This is a genomic window from Mycolicibacter sinensis, from assembly GCF_001667945.1.
Taxonomy (GTDB): domain Bacteria; phylum Actinomycetota; class Actinomycetes; order Mycobacteriales; family Mycobacteriaceae; genus Mycobacterium; species Mycobacterium sinense_B.
Map to the genome: position 1 here is coordinate 1 of NZ_LZJK01000165.1, position 9,329 is coordinate 9,329.

Genomic DNA, 9,329 nt, shown 5'->3' on the forward strand with positions numbered 1-9,329 from the left:
CAGCGCGCGGAGCTCATCGAGACCGCGGTGCGGGAGGCGACCAAGGAGGGAACGCTGACCCCGGTGTCAGTGCACCTGGCCGGGGTGGGGCCGGCCACCCGGGATCTGCAGGCGCTGGTCCGTGGCGACATCGTGTTGCTGGTCACCGCGACACTGGCGTTGATCTTCGCGATCGTCGCGGTGATGCTACGCAGTCCGGTGGCCGCCCTGGTGGTGGTCGGCACCGTCATCGTGTCGTATGCGTCGGCGCTGGGGGTCTGTGTGCTGCTCTGGCAGCACCTGTTCGGCCGCCCACTGCACTGGGCCGTGGTGCCGATGGCGTTCATCGCGTTGGTGGCCGTCGGCACCGATTACAACCTGCTGCTGGCGTTGCGGATCAAAGAGGAGGCCCGGGCCGGCATCGGCACCGGGATGGTCCGGGCCTTCGCCGGTACCGGCGGGGTGGTGACCACCGCAGGCATCATCTTCGGCGTCACGATGTTCGCGCTGGTGGGCAGCACCGTCTTGAGCATCGCGCAGGTCGGTGTGACGGTCTGCGTCGGGCTGTTACTGGACACCCTGATCGTGCGGACCTTCGTGATGCCATCGATGGTGCGACTGCTGGGCCGCTGGTTCTGGTGGCCGGCCCGGATCGGCGCACGTGCCGCCGCGCCGCACGCTGAATACTCGGGCGAGGTCACAACGCGGCAACGACACGCCGGGAAGGGTCGGACAACTCGGCGTGAGCACGTCCTACCGTGAGAACGTGCTCGATTTGGAACCGCAGGGTCCGCTGCCTTCGCAGATCTACTGGCGACGCCGGGGCTTGGCGCTGGGCATCGCGGTCGCCGTGATCGGGCTGATCGTGGCCATCATCTTCGCTGTGATGCACGGCAGCGCGGGCGCCGAGAACGGTGACGCCCAGAAGACGGCCGCCGCGCAGCAGCACCCCAAGTCGCAAGGCGCCTCGCCGGAAGAGGCCAAGACGCCCGTGGTGCCGCCCGCCGAGCAGGCGCCACCGCCGTCGCCGACCCCGACTGCGGCGGTGATCCCGCCGCCGGTGCTCAAGGCGGGTGACGACTGCCCTGACTCCACGCTGGCGGTCAAGGGCATCACCGGTCCGCAGTACATGGTGGGGGAGCAGCCCCAGTTCACCATGGTGGTCACCAACATCGGCCTGGTCGCCTGCAAGCGGGATGTGGGCGCGGCGGTGCTGGCCGCCTATGTCTACTCACTGGACAACCAGCGGCTGTGGTCGAACCTGGACTGCGCGCCGTCAAACGAGACCCTGGTCAAGACCTTCGATCCCGGCGAACAGGTGACAACCACGGTGACCTGGACGGGAATGGGTTCGGCGCCGCAATGCCCACTGCCACGGCAGCCGATCGGCCCGGGCACTTACAACCTCGTCGTTCAACTGGGCAATCTGAGATCGGCGCCGGTGCCGTTCATATTGGCCGAGCCCTCCCCGGACGCCCCACCCCCGGTCGAGAACCTCCCGGCACCCGAAGCGCTGCCGCCGGGTAACTGATCGCCCTAACCCCGGTCCAGTAGTTGCAGCGGCGCCGCTCTGCCGGCGCGTTGGTCGGCGAGGCCGACCATATGGTGCAGCGCCGCAACGATATTGGCCGCCGCAACCGTGCGCAGATCGCCGACGGCGGCCGGGGCGCCCGGCGGTGTCAGCGCGGTAGTGAACCCGAGCCGGGCCGCCTCGGCCAGTCGGCGGTCCATGCCGCTGACGGGGCGCAGGTCGCCGGCCAGCCCCACTTCGCCCAGCACCACCGTGCTCGCCGACAGCGGCAGACCCGAATACGCCGATGCCAGCGCGATGGCCACGGCCAGATCGGTCGACGGGTCGGTCAAGCGCATACCGCCCACGGTGGACAGGTAGATGTCGGCGGCTGCGATCGGCAGCTGTGCGTGCTTGCCGAGCACCGCGGTGATCATGGCGGCCCGGGCGTGGTCGATGCCGCTGACCGCCCGGCGCGGCGACCCGCCCACAGGGTCTGCCAGCAGCGCCTGCACCTCGCCGATCAGCGGGCGTTTGCCGTCGAGTGCGACGGTGATCGCGGTGCCGGGTACCGGTTCGCTGCGCTGTTCCAAAAACAGCCCTGACGGGTCGGCGACACCTTCGATCCCGCTGTCGCGCAACAGGAAACAGCCCACCTCGTCGGTGGCGCCGAAGCGGTTCTTCACGGCCCGCACCATCCGCAGCACCGAGTTGCGGTCGCCATCGAAATGCAGCACGACGTCGACGAGGTGTTCCAGTGAACGCGGGCCGGCGATCGCGCCGTCCTTGGTCACATGACCGATCAGGATCAGTGCCACGTCGCCGGCCTTGGCGGCTGCGGTCAACGCGGCCGTGACGGCACGCACCTGGGTGACCCCGCCGGCCACGCCGTCGGTGTCGGCGGCGGCGATCGTCTGTACCGAGTCCACCACCATCAGCGTCGGCCGGACCGCTTCGATGTGACCCAGCACCGTCTGCAGGTCGGATTCGGCCGCCAGGTAGATCTCGTCGTGACTGCACCCGGTGCGTTCGGCGCGCAGCCGGATCTGCCCGCCGGACTCCTCGCCGGAGATGTAGAGCGCCCGCCGTCCGGCCAGCGCCCACCGGTGCGCCACTTCGAGTAGCAGCGTGGACTTGCCGACGCCGGGGTCACCGGCCAGCAGTGTGACCGACCCGGGGACCACGCCGCCGCCGAGCACCCGGTCGAGTTCGGCCACGCCGGTCGGTTGGTGACGGGCGCGGCCGGGTGCGATGGAGCTGATCGGAACCGCGGGACGGGCCGGCGCCGCCGGCCGCAGTCCGTTCAACGGAGCGGCCGACTCCGCCACCGGGTCGATGCCGCCCCAGCTGCCGCATTCCGGGCAGCGGCCCAGCCATTTCGCGCAGGTGTTGCCGCATTCCGAACAGCGATACAGCGATCGAGCCCTGGGGGTTTTAGCCACCCGCTGACGGTATCCGGTGGGTCCGACAGCGGCGGCGTACGACGCGAGGCGTCAGTGGTGCGACAGTGCGCCGGCCGAGATCGGCACGGCCACCCGGATCGGGCCCGCCTTTTTGAAGTCGAAGGTGAAGTCGTAGGTCAACCCGTTCGAGATCGCCTTGTCCAGGGTCACCGTGGCCGCCGCGGTGCTGGCATTGGAGACCTCGGGCAGCGCTTTGGAGGCCGGTGCCGTCGGCAGGTCGGGGCCGGCCGGGGCACTGACGACCAGCACGCCGCCGGCGGGAATCGACTTGCCGCCGGTCACCGACACCTTGCCGACCGAGCTGGTGATCCCGGTGAGTTCATCGCCGGTGTCCATCGACTGGTTGCTGGCGACGAACACCAGGTCCACGGTCTGGCCGGCCTCCAGCGCGTCGCCGGCCTGCACCGCCTGGATGCGCACGTCCCGCAGCGCCAGGTCACCCGCGGTGGCCGAGGCGCCGTTGACCGCGGACGCCTGGTCGGCCGTCTGGGAGATCTGGCCGGTCCCGCACCCGGCCAGTGCCGCGGCGACGGCCAACGCGGTAACGAGCCTGTTGAAGCGGTTCACGTGAGGCCTCCTGCTGGGCGCTGCGGTTTGTGACTATGCACTGTAGTAGCACGCCCAGAGCGGCGATAGCTCAGGGTTGGGGCGTGCCGCATAGGAGTGATCGACCGCCCCGGACCGGCCCGAAGTGGCCCACGTCATGCACGCTTTATCCTTGCTGTCAAGCCCCCGCCCGGGGCTGCGATGCCCCTGACCTGCACCGTTGATCGTCCGGTGTCTGAGCGACGTGTTAGCATGGGGTAGCGAAAGGGGCTCAAATCAGATGATCTTTAAGGTCGGAGACACCGTCGTCTATCCACACCACGGTGCAGCGTTAATCGAGGCGATTGAAACCCGGACCATCAAAGGCGAGCAGAAGGACTATCTGGTCCTCAAGGTGGCTCAGGGTGACCTCACCGTTCGAGTTCCCGCAGAGAATGCCGAATATGTCGGCGTGCGTGACGTAGTCGGGCAGGAAGGCCTGGACAAGGTCTTCCAGGTGTTGCGCGCACCGCACACCGAGGAGCCGACCAACTGGTCGCGCCGGTACAAGGCCAATCTGGAGAAGCTGGCCTCCGGTGACGTGCACAAGGTAGCTGAAGTCGTCCGTGACCTGTGGCGCCGCGACCAGGAACGTGGCCTGTCCGCCGGCGAGAAGCGGATGTTGGCCAAGGCCCGTCAGATCCTGGTCGGCGAGCTGGCGCTGGCCGAGAACACCGACGATGCCAAAGCCGAGACCATCCTCGACGAGGTGCTGGCCGCGGCGTCCTGAGCCACCGGGGTATCGGTGGCAAGCACAGTAGCCGTGGTTCCGGCCGCGGGCTCGGGTGTGCGGCTGGGGGCCGACGTCCCGAAAGCATTCGTTCTGCTCGGCGGGCAGACTTTGGTCGAGCGCGCCGTGGCGGGTCTGCGGGAATCCGGTGTCGTCGACCAGGTGGTCGTCGCGGTCCCCCCCGATCGGACCGATGAGGCGAAACTGATCCTCGGCGGCTCGGCCACCGTGGTCGCCGGGGGCGCGAACCGCGACGATTCGGTCCGGCTTGCGCTGGAGAACGCCGGCGAAGCCGATTTCGTCTTGGTCCACGACGCCGCACGTCCGTTGACCCCGCCGGACCTGGTGGTCCGCGTGGTCGAGGCGCTACGGGCCGGGCACCGCGCGGTGGTCCCGGCGCTGCCGGTCCCCGACACCATCAAGGCGGTCGACGCCAACGGGGTGGTGCTGGGCACACCGGAGCGCGCCGGCCTGCGGGCGGTGCAGACGCCGCAGGGGTTCGCCGCCGACCTGCTGCGGCGTGCCTATCAGCAGGCTGGAGGCGGAATACAGTTCACCGACGACGCGTCGATGGTCGAGCACATCGGTGGCCAGGTTCAGATCGTGGACGGCGACCCGTTGGCCTTCAAGATCACCACCAAATTGGACGCGGTGCTCGCCGAGGCGGTGGTGAGCCGGTGACGGTGTTGCCGCGGGTGGGGCTGGGCACCGATGTGCATCCGATCGAGCCGGGGCGGCCCTGCTGGCTGCTTGGGCTGCTTTTCCCCGACGCCGACGGCTGCGCCGGGCACTCCGACGGCGACGTCGCCGTACACGCCCTGTGCGACGCGCTGCTGTCAGCGGCAGGGCTGGGGGACCTGGGCACGGTTTTCGGCGTCGACGATCCACGCTGGGCACAGGTAACCGGTGCTGTGATGCTCGGCCATGTGCGCGGCCTGCTCCACGACAGCGGCTTCACCATCGGCAATGCCGCGGTGCAGGTCATCGGGAACCGGCCGAAGGTCGGGCCGCGCCGCGGCGCGGCGCAGCAGCTGCTGTCCGGCCTGCTGGGTGCACCGGTGTCGGTGTCGGCGACCACCACCGACGGGCTGGGACTGACCGGCCGCGGCGAGGGCCTCGCCGCAGTCGCTACCGCACTGGTGGTACCGGGGTAGTTCGCGCCGCGGGCGCTAGCAGAGGCCGATGATGGCGAGGCCCAGGCACACGCCGCTCCCGGCAGCCTCGGTGCCGACACCCGCGCCGGCTTCGGCGACACCCGGCAGCACGTCGCCCAGTGAGTCCGTCAGCGGGGTCACATCAAGGTCGGGCAAATCGGTCGGCAGCGGCGCGTCGAGCGGCAAGTCGCTGGGGACCGAGCTGGCCAACGCGTCGGTAGTCGTCCCCGCGAGATCCCCAGCATCGAAGTTGGGGGTCAGATCCAGATTGGACAGGTCCGAGGCAACCGACGACGGCAGACCCAAAGCGTCGGTCGCCGCGGCCGAACCAGGCAGATCGGTGGCCGCCGCCGAACCGGCCAGATCTGAAGCCGCGGCCGCAGCGGCTTGCGCGCCGGTGCTCGGAGCGGCACCGAGACCGCCCAAGCCCGACAACAGCATCGGTGCGCCCAACATCGGCACATACATCGCCATCATCGGGGCCATCATCGCCATCGAGGTGCCGATGGAGGCACCCATCGAGTTCATCCCGCCTGCAGCGGCCGGCGCGGCCGCCACACCGTCGTCACCGGGGTGTGCCGGTTCCTCCTCGGCCGGCCGTGCCGTGCCGTCGGGATTCGCCGCGCCCTCGTTGCCCGGATGTGCCGTGCCCGCAGCGCCCGGGTTCGCGATGCCGCCGACCGGACCTATCGCCCCGGAATCGGCCGGACCTGCACTGCCCGGGCCGGCCGGCTGAACGGCCCCGGCCAGGTTCGCCCCAGGCGCAGGCTGGGTCGAAACCTGCCCGCCGTGGTCGTTTGGCTCATCGGCGTATGCCGTTGCTGCTGAGGCTATTGCGGCCACAGCCAGGATGGTCCCGGAGGCTGCCGCCAGAAGTCTGGTCACTTTGGCAATATATGCGACCGGTGCGCACCTGTCCACACATGTGGCAAGAGGTGTCCGCGCCTGGTAATTGCCTGATAGAGCCGGGTTCGTCGATCGCGGAGCAGCGGCCACGACGGCCGTGCCCTTCCCGCCCGGTAAGCTGGCCCGTCGTGACCGATCGCCCCAGCCTGCGGCTGCACGACACGGCAACCGGCGCCGTTCGTGACTTCGTTCCGCTGCGGCCCGGCCACGTGTCGATTTATCTGTGCGGTGCGACCGTGCAGGCCCCGCCGCATATCGGCCACATCCGCAGCGGTGTGGCGTTCGACGTGCTGCGCCGGTGGCTGACCGCACGCGGCTACGACGTCGCCTTCGTGCGCAACGTAACCGACATCGACGACAAGATCCTCAACAAGGCCGCTGCGGCGGGCCGGCCCTGGTGGGAGTGGGCCGCCACTCATGAGCGCGAGTTCACCGCCGCCTACGAGGCGCTGGGCGTGCTGCCGCCCTCGGCCGAGCCGCGCGCCACCGGGCACATCACCCAGATGGTCGAGCTGATCGAGCGGCTGATCGCCTCCGGCCACGCCTATACCGGTGGTGGCGACGTCTACTTCGACGTGCTCAGCTACCCCGAGTACGGCCAGCTGTCCGGTCACAAGATCGACGATGTGCACCAGGGCGAGGGGCTGGCCACCGGCAAACGCGACCCGCGGGACTTCACGCTGTGGAAAGGCGCCAAACCTGGTGAACCCAGCTGGCCGACGCCGTGGGGCCCCGGCCGCCCGGGCTGGCATCTGGAGTGTTCGGCGATGGCCCGGTCCTACCTCGGTCCCGAGTTCGACATTCACTGCGGTGGAATGGATCTCATCTTCCCCCACCATGAGAACGAGATCGCCCAGAGCCGCGCCGCCGGTGACGGGTTCGCCAACTACTGGCTGCACAACGGCTGGGTCACCTTGGGTGGCGAGAAGATGAGCAAGTCGCTGGGCAATGTGCTGTCAATATCGGCGGTACTGCAACGGGTCCGGCCCGCCGAACTGCGCTACTACCTCGGTAGCGCGCACTACCGTTCGATGCTGGAGTTCTCCGAGACCGCCCTGCAGGACGCCGTCAACGCCTACGTCGGTATCGAGGACTTTCTGCACCGGGTGTGCAGCCGAGTGGGTGCGGTGCTGCCCGGTGACTGGACGCCCCGGTTCGCCGCCGCACTCGACGACGACCTGTCGGTGCCGATCGCGCTGGCCGAGGTACATCGAACCCGCGCGGAGGGCAACCGCGCCCTCGACGCCGGCGATCACGACGGCGCGCTGGCCGCCGCCGGCGCCATCCGGGCGATGATGGGCGTGTTGGGCTGCGACCCCCTCGACGAACGCTGGGAATCGCGCGACGAGACGTCGGCGGCGCTGGCGGCGGTCGACGTGCTGGTGCGTGCGGAACTGCAACGCCGCGAAACTGCTCGCGCCGAACGGGATTGGCAGCTGGCCGACGAGATCCGCGGCAGGCTCAAAGACGCCGGCATCGACGTCACCGACACCGGCGACGGCCCGCAGTGGTCGCTGATGGTGGACGGGGCGGGCTAGATGGCCGGCAACTCCAAGCGCAAGGGCGCGGTACGCAAACCCGGGACCAAGAAGGGCCCCACCGTCGGCTCCGGCGGTCAACGCCGCCGCGGGCTCGAGGGCCGTGGTGCCACCCCGCCCGCACACAAGCGGGAGTACCACCCGGCCGCAAAAGCCGCCAAGCGCGCCGCTAAGCAGCGGGCCTACCGGGCCAGCAAGCGCACCGACGAAACTGAAACCGTACTGGGCCGCAACCCGGTGCTGGAATGCCTGCGGGCCGGGATCCCGGCCACCGCGCTGTATGTGGCGCTCGGCGCCGAAGCAGACGAGCGCTTGACCGAATCCGTCACCCGGGCAGCAGATTCGGGGTTGCCCATCTTGGAGGTCCCCCGGTCGGACCTGGACAAGATGACCACCAACGGCCTGCACCAGGGCATCGCCTTGCAGGTTCCGCCGTACAACTACGCCCATCCCGACGACCTGCTCGCCGCCGCGCGCGAAGATGTCGCGCCTGCGCTGCTGGTCGCGCTGGACAACATCTCTGATCCGCGCAACCTCGGGGCCATCGTGCGGTCGGTGGCGGCATTCGGCGGGCACGGCGTCCTCATCCCGCAGCGTCGCTCCGCGTCGGTCACCGCGGTGGCCTGGCGTACCAGTGCCGGTGCAGCAGCGCGTATTCCGGTCGCACGCGCCTCCAATCTGAACCAAACCCTCAAGGCGTGGGCCGATCGCGGTCTGCAGGTGGTCGGTTTGGACGCCGGCGGCGACACCGTGGTCGACGACTTGGATGGCGCCGGCCCGATGGTGCTGGTTGTCGGCTCCGAGGGCAAGGGCCTGTCCCGGCTGGTCCGGCAGAACTGCGATGCGATCGTGTCGATTCCGATGGCCGGGCCGACCGAGTCGCTCAACGCGTCGGTGGCCGCCGGGGTGGTGTTGGCCGAGATCGCGCGTCAACGGCGGTGATCCGCTGGGCCGCTGCTGCGGTGACGGCGGTGGCGGTTGCGACAACGGTGTCAGCCGCGCACGCCTCGCCGGAACTGTTCGATGTGCAGGCGCACCGCGGCGGCCGGGGCGAAGCCACCGAGAATTCACTGCGCGCCTTCGCCAACGCCCTTGAAACAGGTGTCAGCACATTGGAATTGGATATCGTGCTGACCAGGGACGCGCAGCCGCTGGTCTGGCACGATGCGGTGATCGAGGCGTCCAAGTGCGCCGACACCGGCCCTGCCGTTGCCGGCGATCCGCAGTACCCGTATGTGGGCAAGCGGGTGGGCGACCTCAGCTTGGCGCAAGTTCGCACCCTGGACTGCGGCCGGCCGCTGCCGCAGTTCCCCGAAGCAGAAGCGGTGCCCGGCAACGTGATCGCGACCCTGCCGCAGGTATTCGCGCTGGTCGACTCGTACCACGCCGAAGTGCGGTACAACATCGAGACCAAGGTCGATGCCGAGAGCCCACAACAGCTCGTCGATGTCGTGCTGGCGGCGG

The 9,329-nt window shown here is 69.4% G+C and carries 11 protein-coding genes; 8 read left to right on the forward strand and 3 right to left on the reverse strand.

Annotation, left to right across the window (positions count from 1 at the left end):
• Together A5694_RS21655 and A5694_RS21660 are read left to right on the forward strand one after the other, a co-directional pair.
• Window positions 1–741 (forward strand): MMPL family transporter (locus tag A5694_RS21655; protein ID WP_165605210.1); only part of this gene is annotated, 741 nt, incomplete at its 5' end.
• A gap of 4 nt (window positions 742–745) precedes the next feature.
• A complete protein-coding gene (locus tag A5694_RS21660) occupies window positions 746–1,510 on the forward strand; it encodes a hypothetical protein (protein WP_064924365.1) in 765 nt (254 codons plus the stop codon).
• Window positions 1,511–1,515: 5 nt separating this feature from the next.
• Here A5694_RS21660 and radA read toward each other — a convergent pair whose 3' ends face one another.
• Window positions 1,516–2,931, reverse strand: a complete 1,416-nt coding sequence (gene radA / locus A5694_RS21665) for a DNA repair protein RadA (RefSeq protein WP_064924358.1) — start codon at window positions 2,929–2,931, stop codon at window positions 1,516–1,518.
• A 51-nt stretch (window positions 2,932–2,982) separates the two neighbouring features.
• Window positions 2,983–3,519, reverse strand: a complete 537-nt coding sequence (locus A5694_RS21670) for a hypothetical protein (protein ID WP_064924359.1) — start codon at window positions 3,517–3,519, stop codon at window positions 2,983–2,985.
• Between the two features lie 259 nt (window positions 3,520–3,778).
• Here A5694_RS21670 and carD point away from each other — a divergent pair, with 259 nt between their 5' ends.
• From carD to ispF, 3 genes are read left to right on the forward strand one after another with little or no spacing between them, the layout of a single operon-like run.
• On the forward strand, window positions 3,779–4,267 hold the full coding sequence (carD, locus tag A5694_RS21675) for an RNA polymerase-binding transcription factor CarD (RefSeq protein WP_013830798.1): 489 nt from the start codon (window positions 3,779–3,781) through the stop codon (window positions 4,265–4,267).
• Window positions 4,268–4,282: 15 nt separating this feature from the next.
• Window positions 4,283–4,948, forward strand: a complete 666-nt coding sequence (ispD, locus tag A5694_RS21680; protein WP_064924360.1) for a 2-C-methyl-D-erythritol 4-phosphate cytidylyltransferase — start codon at window positions 4,283–4,285, stop codon at window positions 4,946–4,948.
• Window positions 4,949–4,953: 5 nt separating this feature from the next.
• Window positions 4,954–5,421, forward strand: coding sequence for a 2-C-methyl-D-erythritol 2,4-cyclodiphosphate synthase (gene ispF, locus A5694_RS21685; RefSeq protein WP_207516071.1), 468 nt, complete (start codon window positions 4,954–4,956; stop codon window positions 5,419–5,421).
• 15 nt (window positions 5,422–5,436) lie between these two features.
• Here ispF and A5694_RS21690 read toward each other — a convergent pair whose 3' ends face one another.
• On the reverse strand, window positions 5,437–6,306 hold the full coding sequence (locus A5694_RS21690; RefSeq protein WP_064924362.1) for a hypothetical protein: 870 nt from the start codon (window positions 6,304–6,306) through the stop codon (window positions 5,437–5,439).
• A gap of 149 nt (window positions 6,307–6,455) precedes the next feature.
• Here A5694_RS21690 and cysS point away from each other — a divergent pair, with 149 nt between their 5' ends.
• The 3 genes from cysS to A5694_RS21705 all read left to right on the forward strand — a co-directional run.
• Window positions 6,456–7,865 (forward strand): cysteine--tRNA ligase, encoded by a 1,410-nt coding sequence (gene cysS, locus A5694_RS21695; protein WP_064924363.1) that lies wholly within the window; start codon window positions 6,456–6,458, stop codon window positions 7,863–7,865.
• Window positions 7,866–8,807, forward strand: coding sequence for a 23S rRNA (guanosine(2251)-2'-O)-methyltransferase RlmB (gene rlmB / locus A5694_RS21700; RefSeq protein ID WP_064924364.1), 942 nt, complete (start codon window positions 7,866–7,868; stop codon window positions 8,805–8,807).
• Between the two features lie 29 nt (window positions 8,808–8,836).
• The coding region (locus A5694_RS21705) for a glycerophosphodiester phosphodiesterase family protein (protein WP_267887761.1) at window positions 8,837–9,329 on the forward strand (493 nt) is incomplete at its 3' end.

Bases quoted from the DNA above. Each gene is read 5' to 3' on its own strand.
- carD (WP_013830798.1), top strand. From the start codon at position 3,779: ATGATCTTTAAGGTCGGAGACACCGTCGTCTATCCACACCACGGTGCA.
- rlmB (WP_064924364.1), top strand. From the start codon at position 7,866: ATGGCCGGCAACTCCAAGCGCAAGGGCGCGGTACGCAAACCCGGGACC.